The sequence below is a fragment of the Brucella pseudogrignonensis genome (genome assembly GCF_002252525.1).
GTDB lineage: Bacteria > Pseudomonadota > Alphaproteobacteria > Rhizobiales > Rhizobiaceae > Brucella > Brucella pseudogrignonensis.
The window spans coordinates 12996-34588 of record NZ_NNRM01000003.1; the positions used below are offsets into that span (position 1 = coordinate 12996).

Here is a 21593-nt window from a genome sequence, read left to right on the forward strand (position 1 = left end):
TGCAGCATTTATTGTTTCGATACAGTGTTTTGATACACTCGCCGAAATGAAAGGTGCTTGGTCGATATGCTCGCATGGGGTCAAAGGCGCAAGGCAGCCAATACGCAACCCTTGAAGCCGGAAGAAGAAGTCATCGAACTGCCGCAGGTACGGCATGAACCACGCCGCATTGCGCTTGCGCTTGGCGGCGGTGCGGCGCGTGGCTGGGCACATATCGGTGTGCTGCGAGCGCTTGATGAAGCGGGCATCGAAATCGAAATGATTGCCGGCACCTCAATCGGCGCACTGGTTGGCGGCTGCTATCTTGCGGGCAAGCTCGATCAGCTTGAAGAATTTGCGCGCAGCCTCACACGCCGCCGCATGTTCAACCTTCTCGACATCACATTTCGCGGCAGCGGCCTGTTTGGCGGCATGAAGCTTGATAGCCGTATGCGCGAGCACCTCGACGGCTTGCGTCTTGAAGATCTGGATCGCCCATTCGTCGCCGTTTGTACCGAACTGCGCACAGGCCACGAAATCTGGCTTTCGACAGGTCCACTGGTTGAAGCCATGCGGGCATCCTACGCCCTGCCCGGCGTGTTTGAACCCGTTCGCTGGCAGGAGCGCGTGCTGGTCGATGGTGCGCTGGTCAATCCAGTTCCGGTCTCGGTCTGCCGCGCCTATGAGCAACGCCTCGTTCTGGCTGTAAACCTGCATTACGACCAGTTCGGGCGCGCTGCCGTCATCAAACACGCTCAGTCTCGTCAGGATACCTTGAGCGAAACGATTCACGGTGAGAAGGAAAGCCGCCTCGGTATTACCGGCGTGATGATGGAAGCCTTCAACATCATTCAGGACCGTATTTCCCGCGCGCGTATGGCTGGCGACCCACCCGATGTTTCGCTGATGCCCACTGTCGGGCAAATCGGCCTTGCCGACTTTCACCGGGCATCAGAAGCAATCGATATTGGCTATGCGGAAACCGTAAAGCGGCTGGAAGACATTAAAAGACTGCAGGGAATAAGCGGTTAATGGGTGCAGCAGATTCGGCGTCAATCTATGGCAAATCCGCATAGATTGACGCCGAAAGCCGCAGAATGGCCACAATCTTGACACCAAGAAGCCAGGAAAGTTGAAGTTTTAAGCGCCTTATATTGCAGTATTACGACTTTTAGGCACTCTTTTTTGAAAAAGATCGGCAGAAGCACAAGATCGGGCTTGTGCCTGTCTGATCGATTTGCTAGATGCCTCCTCGCTGACAAGTTCAGCTTCTACCACACAGTGCGGTCGTGGCGGAATTGGTAGACGCGCAGCGTTGAGGTCGCTGTGGGGCAACCCGTGGAAGTTCGAGTCTTCTCGACCGCACCATTCTCTTCCCCTTAAAAATTTGATTTTTTTGCGCTGCAGCAATGAATAGCTTCTCGAATTTGGGATGTTATCCAACCTGTTAAAATGCTTTATTGCATCATGCAGGCGCCAATCAACGACGGGAAGAAACAATGAAAATCAGCGCACGCAATCGCCTCAAAGGCACAATCGTCGATGTCACCAAAGGTGCAACCACGGCGCATATCCGCATTGATATCGGACATGGTGTCGTTGTTACCTCATCCATCACCAATGAAGCCGTGGATGAACTTGACCTCAAGGTTGGCAAGACAGCCTATGCAGTGGTTAAAGCATCAGACGTGATGGTCGCCACCGACGACTGACCTACTAAAAACCCCGCTTAAAGCGGGGTTTTTGTTATATATCATTCTTATGCTCGCCCAGTTTCGGTGATCGCCTGTCGAGCTTCAGTTCGGCGTCCGAGAATCGGATTGGCGTACGTAAGCCTGGCACACCATCGGGATCGATTCTCATCTGCCGCGCGATGAATTGCGGATCGGCAAACACATCTTCAACCGTGTTGATCGGCCCGGCGGGCACCCCTGCCTTAGCAAGCGCTGCCAGAAGATCATCCCGTAACCATTGCGTTGTACGCTCTTCAAGTATTGCTGTCAGTGCATCGCGATTGGCGACGCGCGATGCATTGGTGAGGAAGCGGGAATCGCGCGCGATTTCACCGATTCCCAGCAAAGCCGTCAGTTTTGCAAACTGCCCGTCATTGCCGCAGGCGATAATGAAATAACCGTCCGATACAGGCAGCGTCTGATAAGGCGCAATATTGGGATGCGCATTGCCCATACGCTTGGGCGAAACGCCGGACGCCAGATAATTCATCGCCTGATTGGCAAGTACCGCCGACATGCAATCAAACAGCGCCATATCGATATGCTGACCCTTACCCGTGCGCTCACGCATGATGAGTGCCGACTGGATAGCGATGACGCTGTAAAGCCCGGTGAAAATGTCTGCGAAAGCCACACCGATCTTCTGCGGTTGCCCGTCCGGCTCGCCAGTCAGATCCATGATGCCGCCCATGCCCTGGATCATGAAATCATAACCCGCACGTTCTGCATAAGGCCCGGTGTGGCCAAAACCCGTAATTGAGCAATAGATCAGCCGCGGATTGATCGCTTTCAGGCTTTCATAGTCGAGGCCGTATTTATCAAGACCGCCGAGCTTGAAATTCTCAATCACCACGTCCGCATCGGCAACCAGCTTGCGCACAAGCTCCCTGCCGTCATCAGAGCGAAAATCAGCAATAATCGATTGCTTGCCACGATTACAGGCGTGGAAATAGGCTGCCGACTTTTCGCCTTCAACCTCGATAAATGGCGGCCCCCATGTGCGGGTATCGTCACCTTCAGGGCTTTCGACCTTGATGACGTCGGCACCAAGGTCGGACAGTGTCTGTCCGACCCATGGACCTGCCAGAATGCGGGCCAGCTCAATGACTTTAAGACCCGCAAGCGGTGTATTCTGCATTTCTCAAAACCTTTCCGGCGATCAGAGCGTGTTGCGCTTAATTGTAGCCACCACGCTCGCTCTATTCCTTTGTTTTGAAGCATGTCTTTATCCCAAAACCGGTTCCCACTTTTGGGAGACATGCTTTAGAAGAACGCCTGAATGCCGGTCTGCGCACGTCCGAGAATCAGCGCATGAACATCATGCGTACCCTCATAGGTGTTGACGGTTTCAAGATTCTGCGCGTGGCGCATGACGTGATATTCGATCTGAATGCCGTTACCGCCATGCATGTCGCGAGCTTGACGCGCAATATCGAGCGCCTTACCGCAATTGTTGCGCTTGACGATGGAAATCATTTCGGGCGCCATTTTGCCTTCGTCAAACAGACGACCAACGCGTAAGCTTGCCTGCAAGCCCAGCGCTATTTCTGTCTGCATATCGGCGAGCTTCTTCTGATAAAGCTGTGTTCCAGCCAGCGGCTTGTCGAACTGCTTGCGATCAAGACCATACTGACGTGCGCGGAACCAGCAATCTTCCGCCGCGCCCAGCACACCCCATGAAATGCCATAGCGCGCACGGTTGAGACAGCCGAACGGACCCTTGAGGCCCGATACATTCGGCAACAATGCATCTTCCGAAACTTCCACGCCATCCATGACGATTTCGCCAGTGATGGAAGCACGCAACGAAAGCTTTCCGCCAATCTTGGGGGCAGAAAGGCCCTTCATGCCCTTTTCAAGCACAAAGCCACGGATCGCACCGTCATGGGAAGTCGACTTGGCCCAGACCACAAAAACGTCGGCAATCGGCGAATTGGAAATCCACATTTTTGAACCGCTGATGCGATAGCCGCCATCGATCTTATCGGCGCGGGTTTTCATGCCAGCAGGGTCGGAACCGGCATCAGGCTCAGTGAGACCAAAGCAGCCGATCAATTCGCCGGAAACAAGACCCGGCAGATATTTTTTGCGCTGTTCGTCCGAGCCATAAGCATAGATCGGATACATGACGAGCGACGACTGAACGCTCATCATCGAACGATAGCCGGAATCGATGCGCTCGACTTCGCGTGCCACCAGACCATAGGCAACATAGCCAGCATTGGCTGCGCCGTATTCTTCGGGAAGCGTTACACCAAGAAGGCCAGCCTGCCCCATCAGACGAAACAAGTCCGGATCTGTCGTTTCATCAAGATAAGCTTTTTCAATGCGCGGCAGCAGAACATCGCTCGCGAAAGCCTGCGCCGAGTCGCGGATCATCCGCTCGTCCTCGGTCAGTTGCTCATCAAGCAGAAACGGATCTTCCCAGTTAAATGCGGCACGCGACATGAATAATCTCCTCAAATTCAGGTGCCCAAATGTGACTGGAAAAGCGGAATCATGCAATGAACGTTTACTCATCGATCTATTCCGTTTAGTAATAGATGATGACATCACTATCGAGACGCCTGCTTCCTTCGACAAGCGCGCTTGCTGCCTTTGATGCAGTGGCGCGACACGAAAGCTTTTCGAGTGCGGCGGAAGAGCTGTCTCTGACGCAAGGGGCTGTCAGCCGTCAAATAGCAGCATTGGAAGAACAGCTTGGCGCTGCTCTGTTTGACCGCACCAGCCGCCATGTTTTACTGACCGATGCCGGACGTGCCTATCTGAGTGGGATCAGCCCTGCCCTTGCCTCCATTCGCGCGGCCTCATTGCAGGTCATGTCGCAAATGCGTGGGACAACGCTCAATCTTGCATTTCTACCGACCTTCGGCACCCGCTGGCTGATCCCGAGAATTCCGCGTTTCGTCGCGCAATATCCGGATATTATTCTGAATTTTGCCACCCGCATTGGCCAGTTCGACTTTGAACGCGAGGGCCTTGATGCGGCAATCCATATTGGCCAACCGGACTGGCCGAATGCCGATTGCACATTTCTGATGGAGGAAACGGTTGCGCCTGTTTGCAGTCCAGCTTTTCTGAAACAGCACGCCATCACCGAGCCGAATGACCTGTTGCGCCTGCCGCTTTTCAACATGGCATCACGCCCCGGCGCATGGAGCCACTGGTTCAAAAGCCTCGACATTGCAGCACCTGTTGCGGGCGGAATGCGCTTTGAGCAGTTCTCAAATGTTTCTCAGGCTTGTGTCGCAGGTCTTGGGATTGCACTGATGCCGCTATTTTTGATCAGTGCGGAAATTGAAAGCGGGCAGCTTGTGGTGGCCTATCAGCACACTGTCAAAAGCCCGAGCAGCTATTACTTTGTGACACCGCAGGCGCGTGCAAATACGCCTGCGGTCAAAGCTTTTCGCGATTGGCTTCTTACTGAGGTCAATCGCGAGTTCGATCCTCACGCCATCGAGTTGCTGACGATCTCATAAGAACGAAGACGCTTCTGATGGTCATAGATCATGCCCGTCACCATCAATTCGTCCGCACCAGTGCGTTCGGCAAATTCGCGAATGCCCTTGTCGACGGTTTCAGGACCGCCCACCACACGACATGATAGCATCTGGCGAACCAGTGCCTGTGCGGAAGGATCAAGCTGCTCCTGATAGCCCACAACGGGCGCTGGCAACTTGCCCGGACGGCCGCTGCGCAAGTTCACAAATGCCTGCAATTGCGACGTGAACAGATGATGTGCTTCTTCATCCGTATCCGCTGCAATGACGTTAAGCCCAAGCATGACATAAGGCTTCTGCAAATATTGGGACGGCTCAAATCGTTCGCGATAAAGCTCTACAGCGCGTTCCATGTCAGCCGGTGCGAAATGGGAGGCGAAGCCATATGGCAGTCCCAGCATCGCAGCCAGTTGCGCGCCAAACAGGCTCGAACCGAGAATCCAGACCGGGACATTCAGCCCCGCGCCCGGCACGGCCTGAACGCGCTGTGCAGGATCGGCCGGCTTGAAATAATTGAGAAGCTCCACGACATCACGCGGAAAATCATTGGCGCTGCTTTCCAGATTCCGGCGAAGCGCATGAGCTGTCATCTGATCGGTGCCGGGCGCACGACCAAGGCCCAGATCGATACGCCCCGGAAACAGCGAAGCCAGTGTGCCGAACTGTTCGGCGATCACCAATGGCGAATGGTTCGGCAACATGATGCCGCCCGCACCAACGCGAATGGTGGACGTGCCCGCTGCCACATGGCCGATAACGACCGAGGTAGCCGCACTGGCAATACCGGGCATGTTGTGATGCTCCGCCAGCCAATAGCGCGTAAAGCCCAGTTTTTCAGCCTGCTGGGCCAATTCGAGCGTGTTGCGCAGAGACTGTCCTGCATCGCTGCCTTCAGGGACGGGTGAGAGATCGAGTACGGATAAAGGTATCATGCCTGCTCATATGGTGTGGAACGGTTGGAATGCAACAGAGCGTAATCCGACCGGAGTGAAACGAGGATCGACAAGATTATGCTGGAAAGAAATCAGAGCGCCGATCTGATAAAATCAGATCGAAAAGCGATTAATTCCCAACAAAAAGGGCGGCCCACATGTGGCCGCCCTTAATCTGATTATTCAATACAAGTTTCAGTGATGGGCAAGTTTCAGTGATGGGCTGCTGCCGCAGGCTCCTTGCCATCTTCCTGCGATGGTACGAACTCGCCTTCCACGTCTTTCTTGGCGATGAACGTATAGAACATCGGAACCACAAAGAGCGTGAAGACTGTACCGATGGTGATACCGGTGAAGATCACCAGACCCATCGAGTAACGAGCCGCCGCCCCCGCACCACTCGCGATGATCAGCGGAACAACGCCAAGCGCCATTGCAGCCGTGGTCATCAGAATCGGACGCAGACGGGTTTCTGCCGAGAGGATGATGGCCTCACGACGCGAATGCCCATGCAGGCGACGCTGCTGATTGGCAAACTCCACCATCAGAATACCGTGCTTGGTTATCAACCCGACAAGCGTAATCATACCAACCTGCGTATAGATGTTGAGCGTGCCAAGTCCCAGGTTCAGCGGAACGATAGCACCGAAGATCGAAAGCGGAACCGACATCATGATGATGAACGGATCGCGGAAGCTTTCGAACTGCGCCGCAAGCACCAGATAGATCACGATAACGGCAAGGCCGAAGGCGATCATGATCGTGTTGCCCTGCTCGACTTCCAGACGCGACTGACCGGAATAGTCAAGGAAGAAGCCTTCCGGCATCTTCTGCTGCGCCAGATTGACGAGTGTTTGCAGGCCCTGACCTGTGGTGACACTCGGCATTGGCAGAGCGGAAATCGTCGCCGAATTCAGCTGGTTGAACTGCTCGATAGCAGCAGGCGAAGAGTTCGTCTTGATCTGGATGACAGAAGACAGAGGAACCATCTCGCCCGAAACACTGCGAACATAGAAATCACCGAGCTTTTCAGGATTGGAACGATAGATGTCCGGCACCTGACTGATGATGTCATAGCTGTTTGAATCGCGGTCGAACTGAGCAATCTTTGCACCACCGGTCAAAAGACCGAGCGTCGAGCCAATATCACTCACCTGCACACCCAGCGTTGCAGCCCGGTCACGATCAATTGTGATGGTGGTCTGCGGTGCATTATAGGACATGGAGTTCTGAACGATAATGAACTGGCCAGTCGCCTGAGCTTCGTTTTTGATTTCCTCAGCAAGTTCGAACACCTGACTTGATGGCCCCGTCGACTGAAGAGCAATCGAAATCGGCAAGCCACCACCAGCACCCGGCAGCGACGGAGGCGCAAAGATGAAAGCGTCAACGCCGGCAACCTTGGTCAGTCGGGCAGTCAGGTCTTCCTGAATCTGCTTCTGCGAACGCGTGCGCTCAGACCAGTCCTTCAGCACCCAGAGAGCGATACCGGAGGTTGTGCCACCATCCATGCCGACGATCTGGAAGCGTGTGTCGAGCTCCGGCAGATCCTTGGTCAGACCATCGATCTGCTCGGCATAGAGGTTGGTATAGGCAGAGGTTGCATATTGCGGCGCCTGGAACATCGAGAACAATGCGCCTGAATCTTCTTCCGGTGCCAGTTCGCTCGATGTGTTCACAAACAGGAAGCCTGTGAGACCAACCAGAGCAATAACGATCATCAGCGTAATCGGGCGATAATTAAGCGACCCCGATACCAGACGATGATATCCCTTTTCGAGCTTCTTGAAGTTCGTATCAATGAACTTCTGGAAGCGCGATGCCTCGCCATGTTTCAACATACGCGCGCACATCATCGGCGAGATTGTCAAAGCGGCAACGCCGGAAATGATAACCGCACCTGCAAGCGTGAAGGCAAATTCGCGGAACAGCGATCCGGTCAAACCACCCGTAAATCCGAGAGGTGCAAACACCGCAGCCAGCGTGATCGTCATCGCGATAATGGAGCCGGTGATTTCCTTCATACCCTTGAAGGCCGCATCCATAGGACGCAATCCCTCTTCAATATGCCGGTGAATATTCTCCAGAACCACGATGGCGTCATCCACCACCAGACCAATCGCCAGAACCATTGCCAGAAGCGACAGAAGGTTGATCGAGAAGCCCAGAATATACAGGAAGAAACAGACGCCAATCAGCGAAATCGGGATTGTTACAATCGGGATAAGCACCGACCGGAACGAACCCAGGAACACGATGATGACCAGAATAACGATAGCGACCGCTTCGCCGATGGTCGTGAACACTTCGTTGATCGACGAGCTGATCTGCTCGGTCGCATCATAGACCAGATCAAGCGTCATGCCTTCAGGTAAGGATGCCTGAATGGCCGGAAGCTCTTTCCGGAACGCTGTCGCAACATCGATAGGGTTCGCTGAAGGCGTTGGGTAGATTGCAAGGAATGTACCCGCAGAACCATTGAACGAAACGATCGTGTCCTTGCTTTTCGCCGCCAGTTCCACCTTTGCAACATCGCGCAGACGAACGACTTCATCGCCGGAAGTCTTGATCGGCATCGCACCGAAAGCTTCCGGTGTCTGCAAGGTCGATTCAAGTGTAATCGAAGAGGCAACAAACTGGTTTTTGGTCGTACCCGGTGCCGACAGGAAGTTCGACGCATTGATCGCAGCCAGAACTTCCGGTGCGGTAATCTGACGAGCGGCGAGCTGAATTGGATCAAGCCACACGCGCATCGAATAGACCTGACCACCCAGAATTTCGGCCTTAGCCACACCCTGCACCGTGGAGATGCGCGGCTGCATGACGCGTTCCAGATATTCAGTAATCTGCTCGCTCGTCATGTTCGGGTTCTGTGCTGCCAGATACATGGTAGCAAAGCTCTGGCCCGTTCCCTTGACGATTACAGGGTCATCAGATTCAGACGGCAGATTGCCGCGAACCTGATTAACCTTTGCAATCACCTCGGTCAGTGCCGCATCAGGATTTGCGCCAAGCTTCATCTGCACCGTCACCGTGCTCGACGATGGACGGCTGGATGACGTGACGTAATCGATGTTTTCAGTGGTCGCCACGGATTCCGCGATTGGCGATGTGATAAAGCCCTGAATAAGCTCCGCACTCGCACCTGCATAAGCAGTGGTGACGGTAATAACGGTTTCATCGACCTTTGGATATTCACGCACCGAAAGCTGCGCGATACCCTGAAGGCCAAGGAGAATGATCATGAGAGCGACCACGGTAGCAAGTACGGGTCGCCGGATGAAAATATCGGAAAAACTCATCTTGCTCGCCTATTACTTGTCAGCCGCAGGCAGCGGATTGACTGTGTTGTCGATCGTAACAGCAGCACCCGGCGAAAGCCGGTTCTGACCTGCAGTGATCACGATATCACCAGCCTTCAGGCCATCGGTGATTTCAGCAACGCCGCCATAACGACGACCGACCTTGACGAAAACCTGCTGCGCGACCTGCTTTGCAGCCTGTCCTTCAGGAGCTTTTTCGCCTTCTTTTGGCTGCTCGGGACGAACAGCATAAACATAGTCACCGTAAAGGCTTGTCACGATTGTCGTTTGTGGCAAAGCCAGAATATTGTCTTCCTGTGGAAGCTCAACGCGAACCTGAACGAACTGACCAGGCGTCAAGCGTGGTTCATCATTCTGCACTTCGGCACGCACGGAGACCAGACGGCTTGCAGGGTCGATCTTTGGATCAATACCAACAATCGTGCCGTTATATTTCAGTGCGTCCATGTTTGGTCCGACCTTCACAGGCTGACCAAGCTTCAGGGAAGAAAGCGACTGCTCCGGTACAGAGAAGTCGATACGCATCTTGTCGGTTTCCTGCAAAGTGCCGATAACGGTGCCCGGCGTCAGGTACTGACCGAGATCGACCTTGGAAATACCGATAACACCGTCAAATGGCGCCGTTACGGTCTTCTGATCAAGCACTGCCTGCATCTTGGCAACAGCGGCCTTCTTGGCGCTGGCAGCAGCAGCAGTTGTGTCAACGTCAGAAACTGCACCCACGCCACGCGTGCGCAAGGTTTCAGCACGCTTCAGGTTCTGATCAGCAAGCACAGCTTCAGCCTGAGCAGCCACCAGATCGGCAGTCTCAATGCTGTTTTCCAGCTGAAGAAGGACAGTGCCCTTCTTTACTTCCTGATTGGCGGTGAATTCGATTTTATCAACGATACCATTGACCTGAACTGTCAGATCGACACCATTGATCGCATTGGCAGAACCAATCGCTTCAATGCCTGGAGTCCAGACGCCCGGCTCAAGCGTGACAGTCGAAACCGTCTTGGCAGGCTGCTGCATATTCGCGAAGAAATCCTTGATCGCCTGCGTTCTGAACAGGTTGAAACCAACGAGCCCCCCCACGACGATCACGAGGAAAATTATTGCCAGAATGAGGCGTTTGATCATTGCGGATGCACTCCAGGGTGTCGTTGGCGTGCTTCCTTTATGTTCCTCACAATTTGGTCGCACGTATTTTACTTGAATATCAGAGGGAAATAACTGTACCGTCTGGACGGTATTGTCAACTATCGAACTGTCAGGAGACCATAGGAATTGCACACAAAGAATAAGGTCTCTTCGCGAGAGCGCATTTTGCGCGCAGCAGTGGAACTCGCCCAAGAGGTCGGACCAGCACATATATCTCTCGACGCGGTTGCCGCCCGCGCGGGCCTCTCAAAAGGAGGATTGCTTTACTCGTTTCCAACGAAAGCAAAGCTGCTTGAGGGCGTGGTCGAAGAGTATATGAAAGAGCATGAACGTGCGATGGAGGTTCAGGAACGCCTGCAGAGCGGAGATAAAAACCGTGTCGCGCGTGCTTTTTTTGATGTTTATCGCGTTCAGGCTGACGATGAGCCCCCAGCCAGCGGAATTCTTGCAGCGTTGGTCGAGAACCCGGATTTCATGATCCCGGTCAGACATTATCACCGGGCCGTACTTGATCGGATGCTAAAAGACGCTTCCGACTCCAATCTCGTTTTGATTACTTATCTTGCGCTTTCCGGACTTGAATGCGGCCGCTTGCTTGATTGTGACATCGTAAGCGAAGAAGAGCGCCATTCCGTTATCTGTCGTCTGGAAAAGCTGCTCGAAGCTGGATAGGTTTATAGCATTTCCAGCAAAAATGCGAAGTAGTTTTGCGTCGGATAATGCGTAAAAACAAACAGTTACAGCGGTTCCAACGATTCATTTTTAACTGGAACCGCTGTAATAGACACAAAAAACGCGCCTAAAAGGCGCGTTTTACAACTCTAACAGAGATGAAAATCAAAGGGCTGGTATATCGCCCCTCTGCCATCCGGCTGTCGTTTCAGCCGCGAAGTCTTCAAAACGACCTTCAGCGATTGCCGCCCGAATGCCCTGCATGAGATACTGGTAATAGGCCAGATTGTTCCATGTCAGCAGCATCCCGCCCAGTGCTTCACCCGATTTGACCAGATGATGCAGATAAGCGCGGCTGTAATCACGCGTCGCCGGGCAGTTTGATTCTGGATCAAGCGGACGATGATCATCGGCATGACGCGCATTGCGCAGGTTCACCTTGCCAAAGCGCGTGAACGCCAGACCATGGCGGCCAGCACGTGTCGGCATCACGCAATCAAACATGTCGATACCGCGGGCGACCGATTTCAGAATGTCATCCGGCGTGCCGACGCCCATCAGATAGCGTGGCTTTTCTGTAGGCAGGATCGGGCAAACCACTTCGAGCATCTCGAGCATGACGTTCTGCGGCTCACCAACCGCCAGACCACCAACGGAATAGCCTTTGAGGTCCATCGCCTTCAATGCTTCAGCCGAGCGCTCACGCAGGCGCGCATTGTCACCGCCCTGCACGATGCCGAACATCGCCTTTCCAGCCTGTGTGCCGAACGCCACCTTGCAGCGTTCTGCCCAGCGCAGCGACAATTCCATTGCGCGCTCGGTGTTCTTTTCAGGCGATGGCAGCGCTACGCATTCATCGAGCTGCATCTGAATATCGCTATCAAGCAGCCCCTGGATTTCGATGGAACGCTCCGGCGTCATTTCATAAGGCTTGCCGTCGATATGCGAGCGGAAAGTCACACCGTTTTCGTTAAGCTTGCGGAGCTGCGCGAGCGACATGACCTGAAAGCCGCCGGAATCGGTCAGAATCGGGCCTTTCCAGCCGCCGAATTCATGCAGACCACCAAGACGAGCAACGCGTTCCGCACCCGGACGCAGCATCAGATGATAGGTGTTGCCGAGAATGATGTCGGCGCCCAAATCCTTCACCTGATCCATATACATGGCCTTGACGGTTCCGGCTGTGCCAACTGGCATGAAGGCAGGCGTACGCACCACGCCGCGCGGCATGGAGATTTCGCCCTGACGGGCTGCGCCATCACGCGCAAGCACTTTGAATTCAAAATTTTCGCTGGTCATGCCGTGTCTCTAATGAATTATGCCGAAAAAGGGAACCGTTTCATTTCCTCTCAAGAAGACTGGAATCTCCATAGGAATAGAAGCGATACCCGGTTTCAATGGCGCGTTTATAAGCGTCCTGCATCGTCTCAAAGCCACTAAAGGCCGAAACAAGCATGAAGAGCGTCGAGCGCGGCAGATGGAAATTAGTCATTAGCAGATCGACTGTACGGAACTTATAGCCCGGTGTGATGAAAATATCGGTTGGACCCGCCCATGGGCGAATGATGCCATCTTCACCGGCAGCGCTCTCAATCAGGCGCAGCGATGTGGTGCCGACACAGATCACCCGGCCACCTCGAGCATGAACGGCATTCAACGCATCGGCGGTTTCCTGCGAAACGTAACCGATCTCGGAATGCATCTTATGGTCTGTGGTGTCGTCGGCTTTGACAGGCAGGAACGTGCCTGCCCCCACGTGCAGCGTCACGAAATGTTCTTCGATGCCACGCTCGCGGATTTTTTTGAGCAGATCGGGTGTGAAATGCAACCCGGCAGTCGGGGCAGCAACAGCCCCTTCCTCACGCGCATAAACAGTCTGATAATCGCTGCGGTCGCGCTCATCTTCTGCGCGCTTGGATGCGATATAAGGCGGCAAAGGAATATGGCCGACCGAAGCAATGGCTTCATCCAGCATCGCGCCAGAAAGGTCGAACACCAGCAGAACTTCACCAGCGTCACCCTTCTCGGCCACGGTTGCATCGAGTGTTCCGAGGAAGCAGCTTGAACCGGAATGACCGAAACGGATGCGGTCGCCTTCCTTCACGCGCTTGGCAGGACGCAGGAATGCCTTCCAGCGATCAGGGCCGGTACGCATGTGAAGTGTCGCACTGACCTGCGAAATATTGCCATCGCGCTCGCGCATACCTTCAAGCTGCGCAGGAATGACTTTTGTATCGTTGAAAACGAGCGCATCGCCCGGCTGCAACAGATCAGGCAGCTCGAATACCTGTCGATCTTCGAATGGCTGACCGGGACGCACTCGCAAAAGCTTCGCATGGTCGCGCGGTTCGGCTGGACGCAGAGCAATGCTCTCTTCCGGCAAATCGAAATCGAAAAGATCAACACGCATCATAAACCTCATCAGAGCATTTCAAATTTCAGAAATGCATCAAAGCAAGAGCGGCCCCGGCAAAACCGGAGCCGCTATATTTCTATAGAAACGACTGAATTAGATGTCTGCAGCGATGCGTGCAGTTACGATCACGTCTGGATCGGTAACAGGTTCGCCGCGCTTGATCTTGTCGACATTGTCCATGCCTTCGATAACCTGACCCCATACGGAGTACTGACGGTCAAGCCATGGAGCGTCGGTGAAGCAGATGAAGAACTGCGAATTTGCCGAGTTCGGGTTCTGCGAACGAGCCATCGAAGCAGTGCCGCGCTTGTGCGAGGTGTTCGAGAATTCAGCCTTGAGGTCAGGCTTGTCCGAACCGCCCATGCCAGCACGCGAGCCATTGAAATGCGCGCCGCCCGTCTTGCCGAACTTCACGTCGCCGGTCTGCGCCATGAAACCGTCGATAACGCGGTGGAACACAACGCCGTCATAAGCGCCTTCGCGTGCCAGTTCCTTGATGCGTTCGACATGGCCAGGAGCCAGATCAGGGAAGAGTTCGAGAACGACATTGCCCTTGGTGGTTTCAAGAACGAGCGTGTTTTCCGGGTCTTTGTAAGCCATCGGGCCTCTCCTATTGAGCGTATCCCCAAAAGTTTGAATCATTTTTTGGGACAGGGATACGTGTTGAATTTAGAGCGCATCCCGAAAAGTGTGAAACGGTTTTCGGATAAGATGCGCGTTAAAACAGATATTTAGAGCGCCGATCTGTTTCAATCAGATCGAAAAGCGCTCTAAAACTCATTTCTTTTCGATCGTGGCTTTGATGATCTTGTCAGGGCTTTCGACCGAACCATTATCGGATTCACTTCCCTTTTTGATCTTATCAACCACGTCCATGCCACTGACAACCTTGCCAACAACCGTGTACTGGCCGTTCAGGAATGCGCCATCATTGAACATGATGAAGAACTGCGAGTTGGCGGAATTCGGGTCCTGGCTGCGCGCCATACCAACCGTGCCACGCACAAATGGTTCCTGCGAGAATTCAGCCGGAATGTTCGGCAGTTCAGAACCACCGGTGCCAACGCGCGATGCATTGAAGCCCTTGTCAACGTTACCGAACTTCACATCACCGGTCTGAGCCATGAAGCCGGGAATCACGCGATGGAAAGCCACGCCGTTGTAAGCGCCTTCCTGAGCCAGCTTTTCAATCTGTGCGACATGCTTTGGCGCAAGGTTTGGGCTCAGCTCAATAGCGACATTGCCGTCTTTGAGCTGCAGATTGAGGATGTCAGCAGCAAAGGCCGCACCTTGAGAAAACGCAACAATGCTGGCTGCGACAAGCGCCGAACGAACGAATGACATAATCGAGAAACTCCCTGAATCAGGATTTGAATTTTGCTTCCAGCGCAGCCGCAACAGCTGCAGGAACGAAGGGCTTTATATCGCCTCCCATTGAGGCAATCTGGCGAACCAATGTGGCAGTAATCGTGCGCACAGCAGGATCGGCTGGCAGAAAGACGGTTTGCAATTCCGGCGCCATCGTTCCATTCATGCCCGCCATCTGCATTTCATAATCGAGATCGGTGCCATCGCGCAGACCACGCACCATGAGCTTGGCGCCATGCTTGCGCGCAGCATCAATGACAAGGGCATCAAACGAAATCACGGAAACGCGCTTTGCGTCAGCCCCAAGCAAAGCCTTGGCGCTTGCATTGATAAGCTCGACACGTTCTTCAAAACTGAACAGCGGCTTCTTGCCCGGATGCACGCCAATAGCGACGATAACCTGATCGGCAAGACGCAGCGTGCCTTTCAGAACATCCATATGGCCATTGGTGACCGGGTCGAATGAACCCGCATAAATCGCGATCGTCATTTCTTCCAGCTAGCCTTTTCTAATCAGATTTTCAACAACAACCACAATTGAAAGAAATCAGAAACCAAGAAAACAGATGAATGCGATATGAACAACGATTTCACGAGAAGTTCACAACCGATTTACCAAGATAGGCGCAAGTTTGGTGCAACCTTTTCGCTTCTGAAGCGTATCTATAACGAAAGGATACCGCGATGATGATATTTCTTCTGGCATTATCCATGATGGTAGCAATGGCTGCATCGGCGATTGTTTTGCTTCTGGAAGAGAATGAAGCGAAGCGCCAACGCGTACGTCCCGCCGCTTTTAGTCTAAGCGCCATGCGTAAACTGAGTTCGCATTAAGTACAGTTTTGAGTTTCCAGAGATCGCCAGTTCCCTCCAGTCCTGGCATCTGAAAAAGGCCGATGGTGAACCATCGGCCTTTTTATTTGGAACATGAAATCCCCTGATACTGCTTGCATCAGGGAATTTCCTTTATTCTTCGCCACCAGCTGCAGGTGCATCACCTTCAGCTGCGGTTTCATCAACCTCGGCAGCGCCATTCTCTTCATCGCTTTCGGTTTCCGAAATGCGCTCGACCGAGACGACCTTTTCGCCGTCAGCCGTATTGAAGATCGTGACACCCTTGGTCGAGCGTCCAGCGATACGAATGCCGCCAACCGGCACGCGGATCAGCTGACCACCATCGGAAACCAGCAGGATCTGATCGCTTGCTTCGACCGGGAACAGAGCTACCAGCTTGCCGATTTCGTCGGTCTTCGACGTATCGGTTGCACGGATACCCTTACCACCACGGCCAGAAACACGGAACTCATAAGACGAGGAACGCTTGCCGTAGCCATACTCACTAACCGTGAGAACGGTCTGCTCGCGAGCCTTGAGTTCCTGATAGAGCTCTTCGGAAAGATCGGCTTCCACCGCAACTTCTTCACCGACAACAACAATATCATCGGCGTCGTCTGCACCCTGTGCCCGACGTTCAGCAATCGAGCGCTTGAGATAAGCGGCGCGCTGCGAAGCGTCTGCATCAACGTGGTGCAGAATTGCCATAGAGATGACCTTATCGCCTTCCGCCAGATTGATACCGCGTACGCCGATCGAGTTACGACCAGCAAAGACGCGAACATCCGTGACAGGGAAGCGAATGCACTGGCCACCAGCACAGGTCAGAAGCACGTCGTCGAATTCCGTACAGGTATCGACCGAGAGGATTTCATCGCCCTCGTCTTCGAGCTTCATCGCGATCTTGCCGTTGCGGTTGACCTGAACGAAGTCCGACAGCTTGTTACGGCGAACCGTACCGCGCGTGGTCGAGAACATGACGTCGAGGTTTGCCCAGGATTCTTCATCCTCCGGCAGCGGCATGATCGTGGTAATGCGCTCGCCCTGCTGCAATGGCAGCATATTGATGAGTGCCTTGCCGCGCGACTGCGGATTACCGACTGGCAGACGCCAGACTTTTTCCTTGTAGACGATGCCGCGCGAGGAGAAGAACAGCACCGGCGTATGCGTATTGGCGACGAACAGACGGGTTACGAAATCCTCGTCCTTCGTTGCCATGCCGGAGCGGCCTTTGCCGCCACGACGCTGCGCACGATAGGTCGCCAGCGGTACACGCTTGATATAACCGGCATGGCTGACGGTGACGACCATATCTTCGCGAGCGATGAGGTCTTCATCGTCCATTTCGGCGCCGCCAAGACCAAACTCGGTACGGCGCGGCGTGGCGAACTCGTCACGAACGGCAATCATCTCTTCCTTGACGATTGTCATAACGCGAATGCGCGAGCCAAGAATCTCCAGATAATCGCGGATTTCTTCGCCGATCTTGTTCAGCTCGTCCGCAACTTCATCGCGTCCAAGTGCTGTCAGGCGCTGCAAGCGAAGATCAAGAATAGCACGCGCCTGCTCTTCCGAGAGGTTATACGTGTTATCGTCGTTGATCGCATGACGCGGATCATCGATGAGGCGGATCAGCGGTGCCACATCGGCGGCAGGCCAACGACGTTCCATCAACTGCTCACGCGCGGTTGCCGGGTCCGGCGCACGACGAATGAGAGCGATAATCTCGTCAATATTGGCAACTGCAATCGCAAGACCAACCAACACATGCGCGCGATCACGCGCCTTGTTGAGCAGGAACTTGGTGCGGCGCGTTACCACTTCTTCACGGAACGCCACGAAAGCGCGCAGCATGTCAAGAAGATTGAGCTGTTCCGGCTTGCCGCCATTCAGCGCCACCATGTTGCAGCCAAACGAGGTCTGCAGCGGCGTGTAGCGATAAAGCTGGTTCAGTACGACATCGGCAACAGCATCGCGCTTGAGTTCGACGACAACGCGATAGCCATCGCGATCCGATTCATCGCGCAGATCAGAAATGCCCTCGATACGCTTGTCGCGCACCAGTTCGGCCATTTTCTCGATCATCGAAGCCTTGTTCACCTGATACGGTATCTCGGTGATGATGATAGCTTCACGGTCGCCGCGCATTGGCTCAATCGCCACGCGACCACGCATAATAACGGAACCACGACCCGTGCTGTAGGCCGAGTTGATGCCGGCACGACCAAGGATAATACCACCGGTCGGGAAATCCGGACCAGGAATGATTTCCATGACTTCTTCCAGCTCAAGAGCCGGATTGTCGATCAGCGCTACGCAGCCATCAATGACTTCGCCAAGATTGTGCGGCGGAATATTGGTTGCCATACCAACCGCAATACCGCCTGAACCATTGACAAGCAGGTTTGGAAAGCGGGCAGGCAGAACCATAGGTTCCCGCTCGCGGCCATCATAGTTGTCCTGAAAATCAACCGTATCCTTGTCGATATCCGACAGAAGGGATTCGGTGACTTTTTCCAGACGGCATTCGGTGTAACGCATCGCCGCTGGCGGATCGCCATCGATGGAACCGAAATTACCCTGTCCGTCCACAAGTGGATCGCGCAAGGAGAAGTCCTGCGCCATACGCACCAAGGCGTCATAAATAGAATAGTCGCCGTGTGGATGGTATTTACCCATCACTTCACCGATCACACCTGCCGACTTTCGGTAGGGGCGATTGTAAGCGAGGTTCATCTCGTTCATGGCGTGGAGAATACGGCGATGTACGGGCTTCAAGCCATCGCGCACATCAGGCAGAGCACGGCTCACGATAACGCTCATTGCGTAATCGAGATAGGAGCGCTGCATCTCCTCAATAATGGAAATCGGTTCGATACCTGTAGGGCCGCTTGGGCCGCCATCCATATCTTCGGAACCGGGTGGAGGTGTTTGATCTGACACTATTCAGATATCTTTCTCAACAGAATCGATAAAGTCACTTTATAGAATAAAACGTCACAAAACGCCAATTTCGGGGCCATTTCAACCGGCGAATTTCATTCATCGAATCAATAACTTGAAAGATATTCACATAAAGATCGCGCAATGATGTTGCCTGAGCGTGCGCTTTGCGTCGACCGAGCGCCACTCATCGGCTACAATCCGTTTCACAAATCAGGCAGAGAATACCAACAAAAGGGGCGAGTTTAGCATGGGGTTCTACGATACGGTTTTCAGCGCCTTCGTCACCCTCCTCGTCACCATTGATCCGCCCGGCCTCGCGCCGCTGTTTCTGGCACTCACACCTGGCATGGATCGCAACCATCGCGGACAGGTCGCGCTGCGCGCATCCATTATCGGCTTCATCGTTATGGCGCTGTTTGCGATTGCTGGCGCGCAGATACTCGGTATGTTTGGTATCAGCATCGGCGCCTTCCGTGTCGCAGGTGGCCTGCTTCTCTTCTGGATCGCTTTCGAAATGATTTTCGAAAAGCGAACCGAGCGTAAGGAAAAGAGCGCCGAAGTTGCCATTACCAAGGACCATATCCGCAACATCGCGGCATTCCCGCTGGCCATTCCGCTGATCGCAGGTCCGGGTGCTATTTCGGCTATCGTGCTGACATCAGATTCTTTTGACGGCATCGGTCCCCGTGCCGCCCTTCTCGGCGTCATAGCCGTCTGTTTGCTGATTACCTATTTCGTGTTGCTGCTCGCAGAACGGGTCGACCGGTTTCTTGGCGAAACCGGCCGTTCTATTCTGACCCGCCTGCTCGGTGTGATCCTCGCAGCGCTTGCGGTTCAGTTTGTGGCAGATGGCGTTAAGACACTCATCAATGGTTAGAGCGCATCGCGAAAAGTACGAAGCGGTTTTCGGGATGTGCTTTAAGCCGATTTCATCGCCTTCTTTCCAATCATCGCGTGGCGAAGCTTGGACGAGAACCAGTCGATAACAGCGACAGCGATCAGGATCATGATGATCAGGAAGGAAACGTCCTGAAGATTGAGAACCTTGATCTGCTCAGCCAGATGCGCGCCGATGCCGCCTGCCCCAACGATGCCGATGATGGTTGCCGAACGGGTATTTGACTCAAAGAAGTAAAGCACCTGACTGCCGATCAGCGGCAGAACCTGCGGCAGCACGCCGAAGCGATAGCCGTGCAGTTTGCTCCCGCCCGATGAGACAACGCCCTCGACCGGCTTCTTGTCTGCGCCTTCAATGGCTTCCGAGAACAACTTGCCGAATGCCCCGAAATCCGAACAGGCAATTGCGAGAATACCGGCAAACGGTCCGAGACCCACAACCGACACCCAGATCAGTGCCCAGATCAGCGTATCGACGCCACGAATGGTATCGAGGAAGCGACGGATGCCGAAATGCAGGAACACATTCGGGATGATGTTCCTGGCAGCCAGAAAGCCGAATGGGAAAGCAAGAATTGCCGCCAGCAATGTGCCGAGATAGGCGATTGCCAGCGTTTCCATCATCGACCACAGATAAAGGCTGAAACGCCCACCGGACGAAGGCGGCATCATCATCAGCGTGAAATCGCCGAGGCGACCCAGGCCATTGAGAATGCGCAGCAGCGAAAAATCGAGCCAGTAGAAAGCGAACCAGACGGAAGCAATCAAAGCTACGGTTAAAATCGCCAGATTTCGCCAGGCACGCGCGTTTCCAAACAATTCGGTATGTTCTGCCCGAAGTTCCTTTTCATGCGCATGCGCCTCACGGGAGAGACTTTGTGCAATATCGGTCATAATTCTCTCTTTTGTTTGAGCATGATCTTTTCCGAAAACCGGTTCCCACCTTTCGGGATCACGCTCCTCAACCAATGCGGCCCAGAAGCGCATGGCGAATACGCTGTGTAATGAGATCGATGGCAACAATGGTCACGATAATCAAAAGCAGAATGGCGCTGACATCGCTGTAATAGAACTGGCGGATCGAAGTCAGCAGTTCCTGCCCGATACCGCCCGCACCCACAAAGCCCATAACCGAAGCACCGCGCACGTTGATTTCAAAGCGCAGCAGGCCATAGGACGCAAAATTTGCGGCCACTTGTGGAAGCACGGCAAAGCGGATGACCTGAAAGCCGGAACCACCCGATGCACGAATGCCTTCCACCGGACGCATATCGATGTTCTCAACAACTTCGGAGAACAATTTGCCCAGCGCTCCCGTTGTATGAAGCATCAGCGCCAGCACACCGGCCATCGGCCCAAGACCAAAAGCGATGACGAAAAGCAGCGCGAAGACGATTTCGGGAACCGTACGCAGCAGCTCCAGCCCGCGGCGAACGACGAAACGCACCGTCGAATTGGGAGCCATGTTGGATGACGCCGCAAATGACGCGGCAAAAGCGATGATGCCGCCGATCAATGTTGCCAGATAGGCAATGAGCAGCGTCTCAAACAGCATCTTGAGCCAGCCGCCGAGATTCCAGTACCAGGCAGCGAGATCGCCCCAGAAATTGGCAATCGTCAGATCTGGCAGGATGCGGCCAAGATAGCTTGTAAAGCGAAAGAGATTTTCGACCAGAGTGCCCGGCCGAACATCGGCAACGACGGAGGCAGCAATGGCGACAACGACGAGCGCAAGGAGGAGCGCGATACCGTAGAGACGCCGTTTGCCGACTTCTCTCCGATAATCGGCAGGCAGGCTTTTTGCTCCGTTGCCGTCGAGTGAGGATACCGTCATGCGATCTTTCCTATAA

19 protein-coding genes and 1 tRNA gene are annotated in these 21593 nt (G+C 54.0%); 7 read left to right on the top strand and 13 right to left on the bottom strand.

The window, feature by feature from the left end:
• Positions 1-66: 66 nt before the first annotated feature.
• The 3 genes from CEV34_RS00455 (at position 67) to CEV34_RS00465 (ending at position 1691) form a co-directional block, all read left to right on the top strand.
• On the top strand, positions 67-1011 hold the full coding sequence (locus tag CEV34_RS00455; protein ID WP_007875048.1) for a patatin-like phospholipase family protein: 945 nt from the start codon (positions 67-69) through the stop codon (positions 1009-1011).
• A gap of 251 nt (positions 1012-1262) precedes the next feature.
• Positions 1263-1347: transfer RNA gene (locus tag CEV34_RS00460), tRNA-Leu, on the top strand.
• A gap of 131 nt (positions 1348-1478) precedes the next feature.
• Complete coding sequence (locus tag CEV34_RS00465; RefSeq protein ID WP_007875049.1) at positions 1479-1691, top strand: TOBE domain-containing protein; 213 nt, start codon at positions 1479-1481, stop codon at positions 1689-1691.
• Positions 1692-1725: 34 nt separating this feature from the next.
• Here CEV34_RS00465 and CEV34_RS00470 read toward each other — a convergent pair whose 3' ends face one another.
• Together CEV34_RS00470 and CEV34_RS00475 are read right to left on the bottom strand one after the other, a co-directional pair.
• Positions 1726-2850, bottom strand: coding sequence for a CaiB/BaiF CoA transferase family protein (locus tag CEV34_RS00470; RefSeq protein WP_007875050.1), 1125 nt, complete (start codon positions 2848-2850; stop codon positions 1726-1728).
• 125 nt (positions 2851-2975) lie between these two features.
• A complete protein-coding gene (locus CEV34_RS00475; protein WP_007875051.1) occupies positions 2976-4160 on the bottom strand; it encodes an acyl-CoA dehydrogenase in 1185 nt (394 codons plus the stop codon).
• A gap of 98 nt (positions 4161-4258) precedes the next feature.
• On the opposite strand from CEV34_RS00475, the gene CEV34_RS00480 reads away from it, so the two are divergent.
• Positions 4259-5191 (top strand): LysR family transcriptional regulator, encoded by a 933-nt coding sequence (locus CEV34_RS00480; protein WP_007875052.1) that lies wholly within the window; start codon positions 4259-4261, stop codon positions 5189-5191.
• Here CEV34_RS00480 and CEV34_RS00485 read toward each other — a convergent pair.
• The 3 genes from CEV34_RS00485 to CEV34_RS00495 form a co-directional block, all read right to left on the bottom strand.
• Positions 5161-6144, bottom strand: coding sequence for an LLM class flavin-dependent oxidoreductase (locus CEV34_RS00485; RefSeq protein ID WP_007875053.1), 984 nt, complete (start codon positions 6142-6144; stop codon positions 5161-5163). The two genes, CEV34_RS00480 and CEV34_RS00485, sit on opposite strands and share 31 nt — an antisense overlap.
• A 212-nt stretch (positions 6145-6356) precedes the next feature.
• Positions 6357-9446 (bottom strand): efflux RND transporter permease subunit, encoded by a 3090-nt coding sequence (locus tag CEV34_RS00490; RefSeq protein ID WP_007875054.1) that lies wholly within the window; start codon positions 9444-9446, stop codon positions 6357-6359.
• A gap of 12 nt (positions 9447-9458) precedes the next feature.
• Complete coding sequence (locus CEV34_RS00495) at positions 9459-10589, bottom strand: efflux RND transporter periplasmic adaptor subunit (RefSeq protein ID WP_007875055.1); 1131 nt, start codon at positions 10587-10589, stop codon at positions 9459-9461.
• 147 nt (positions 10590-10736) lie between these two features.
• On the opposite strand from CEV34_RS00495, the gene CEV34_RS00500 reads away from it, so the two are divergent.
• Positions 10737-11282: a TetR/AcrR family transcriptional regulator gene (locus tag CEV34_RS00500; RefSeq protein WP_007875056.1), complete on the top strand. Its 546-nt coding sequence runs from the start codon at positions 10737-10739 to the stop codon at positions 11280-11282.
• Between the two features lie 165 nt (positions 11283-11447).
• On the opposite strand, the gene tgt is transcribed toward CEV34_RS00500, so the two are convergent.
• The 5 genes from tgt to coaD form a co-directional block, all read right to left on the bottom strand.
• The gene (tgt, locus tag CEV34_RS00505; protein WP_007875057.1) at positions 11448-12581 is read right to left on the bottom strand and encodes a tRNA guanosine(34) transglycosylase Tgt; all 1134 of its coding nucleotides are present in this window, start codon (positions 12579-12581) and stop codon (positions 11448-11450) included.
• Positions 12582-12621: 40 nt separating this feature from the next.
• A complete protein-coding gene (queA, locus tag CEV34_RS00510; RefSeq protein ID WP_007875064.1) occupies positions 12622-13692 on the bottom strand; it encodes a tRNA preQ1(34) S-adenosylmethionine ribosyltransferase-isomerase QueA in 1071 nt (356 codons plus the stop codon).
• Positions 13693-13791: 99 nt separating this feature from the next.
• Positions 13792-14298 carry a peptidylprolyl isomerase gene (locus CEV34_RS00515; protein ID WP_007875065.1) on the bottom strand — a complete coding sequence of 169 codons (507 nt, stop codon included), beginning with the start codon at positions 14296-14298 and terminating at the stop codon, positions 13792-13794.
• A 177-nt stretch (positions 14299-14475) separates the two neighbouring features.
• The gene (locus CEV34_RS00520) at positions 14476-15042 is read right to left on the bottom strand and encodes a peptidylprolyl isomerase (RefSeq protein WP_007875066.1); all 567 of its coding nucleotides are present in this window, start codon (positions 15040-15042) and stop codon (positions 14476-14478) included.
• A gap of 19 nt (positions 15043-15061) precedes the next feature.
• Positions 15062-15556 carry a pantetheine-phosphate adenylyltransferase gene (coaD, locus tag CEV34_RS00525; RefSeq protein WP_007875067.1) on the bottom strand — a complete coding sequence of 165 codons (495 nt, stop codon included), beginning with the start codon at positions 15554-15556 and terminating at the stop codon, positions 15062-15064.
• Between the two features lie 194 nt (positions 15557-15750).
• Here coaD and CEV34_RS26905 point away from each other — a divergent pair, with 194 nt between their 5' ends.
• The gene (locus CEV34_RS26905) at positions 15751-15900 is read left to right on the top strand and encodes a hypothetical protein (protein WP_007875068.1); all 150 of its coding nucleotides are present in this window, start codon (positions 15751-15753) and stop codon (positions 15898-15900) included.
• A gap of 132 nt (positions 15901-16032) precedes the next feature.
• On the opposite strand, the gene gyrA is transcribed toward CEV34_RS26905, so the two are convergent.
• Positions 16033-18807, bottom strand: a complete 2775-nt coding sequence (gene gyrA, locus CEV34_RS00530; RefSeq protein ID WP_094543119.1) for a DNA gyrase subunit A — start codon at positions 18805-18807, stop codon at positions 16033-16035.
• A 286-nt stretch (positions 18808-19093) separates the two neighbouring features.
• Here gyrA and CEV34_RS00535 point away from each other — a divergent pair, with 286 nt between their 5' ends.
• Positions 19094-19723 carry a MarC family protein gene (locus CEV34_RS00535; protein WP_007875070.1) on the top strand — a complete coding sequence of 210 codons (630 nt, stop codon included), beginning with the start codon at positions 19094-19096 and terminating at the stop codon, positions 19721-19723.
• Between the two features lie 41 nt (positions 19724-19764).
• Here CEV34_RS00535 and phnE (CEV34_RS00540) read toward each other — a convergent pair whose 3' ends face one another.
• A complete protein-coding gene (phnE, locus tag CEV34_RS00540) occupies positions 19765-20637 on the bottom strand; it encodes a phosphonate ABC transporter, permease protein PhnE (RefSeq protein WP_039859785.1) in 873 nt (290 codons plus the stop codon).
• A 67-nt stretch (positions 20638-20704) separates the two neighbouring features.
• A complete protein-coding gene (gene phnE / locus CEV34_RS00545; RefSeq protein ID WP_094543121.1) occupies positions 20705-21577 on the bottom strand; it encodes a phosphonate ABC transporter, permease protein PhnE in 873 nt (290 codons plus the stop codon).
• Between the last annotated feature and the right edge of the window lie 16 nt (positions 21578-21593).